The 1,039-nt window shown below is 47.4% G+C and carries 2 protein-coding genes; both read left to right on the top strand.

The features are described from left to right. Positions 1 to 567, top strand: a 567-nt coding sequence (locus DI605_RS21465) for a hypothetical protein (RefSeq protein WP_293977834.1), incomplete at its 5' end; no start/stop codon positions are given. Positions 568 to 651: 84 nt separating this feature from the next. Beyond that, positions 652 to 966, top strand: coding sequence for a hypothetical protein (locus DI605_RS21460; protein WP_293977832.1), 315 nt, complete (start codon positions 652 to 654; stop codon positions 964 to 966). The last annotated feature ends 73 nt before the right edge of the window (positions 967 to 1,039 follow it).

Genomic DNA, 1,039 nt, shown 5'->3' with positions numbered 1-1,039 from the left:
CCAGTCCCTAGTTGTCCTTTGCAGTCCTTTGCAGCCCCCAATTTGGGGGCTTTTTTTTTGTCGCAAATAAATCCATCCGGGATCAACATTTGTTTGCCGCAACGACGCGGTGACCGAAAGGAAATATCAATGTTGGATTACGCCATTAACCCCGCCCACGAAGCAATCGTTGTCATTGGATTTGGCCCACTCGCAGCCCTCGCATCGGACCTTGCCTCATCAACTGACCGTGAAAATGATCTTAAAAAACTTGTCACTACATCGATTGTGGAAATGCATTTCGCGCGCGAAGGACGGCCTACGGGCGTTCTGTTGTGTCGCCTTAATACATTTGCTGCCGAGACCTTGACGGAGTTTGATGTTGCAAACTACGACTTCGATGAGGTTCGCAAGCTGTTTGAAGCGTGCTTGTGTGTTTTCACCAGCGAGAAGGGCGTGTGTTTGGAGTGGATTGGTGGCAGTCAGGAACTCTTTGGCACCGTCAACAAACAACTCAAAAAGGACTTCTGTGATTTCGCTGAGGAGTACGCGAAGGTCTATGCAGTGGGTATGAGTGAGGTCGGATGAAATGAAAATTCATTTGAATTGCAATGGCTGAAGACACAATGAAATAAGTAAGAAGGCAAATCTAAACTAACGCAGGAGAAAGTAATGGGAACATACACATTGTTTTATGGAAAAGAACTTAATGCGGGCATGTCAGTGGACGAAATGAAAGCGGCGCGGGAAGAAAGCTGCGCGGCATTCAAAGCAGCGATTAACGCATTTTCAGTGCACGACAACCCAAGCTCAACAATCCGAAAGAGGCGCATTCATTACTTGATGATGTTCTCTACTGACGTGTACCCGGAAGGGTTGGGAGTGATGCACGGAATTCGTCACTCCGATCGATCCGGAATTGTTCCGGCGTTTCGTGATTTCATGGTGGAAAACAGGGGCCGGTTCTTCCAAAATTTGACCTGGTGATGTGAGGATTTTCTCAGGGTTGTTGTTTGAAATGATAAAACGCAATGCAAATTATGGGGTGAGTAGGGTGGCC

Origin of the sequence: Sphingomonas sp. (genome assembly GCF_003248515.1) — a bacterium.
In the GTDB taxonomy this organism is placed as follows: domain Bacteria; phylum Pseudomonadota; class Alphaproteobacteria; order Sphingomonadales; family Sphingomonadaceae; genus Sphingomonas_I.
Note: the sequence above shows the minus strand (reverse complement) of the source record. Positions and strands in the feature narration are given on the sequence as shown.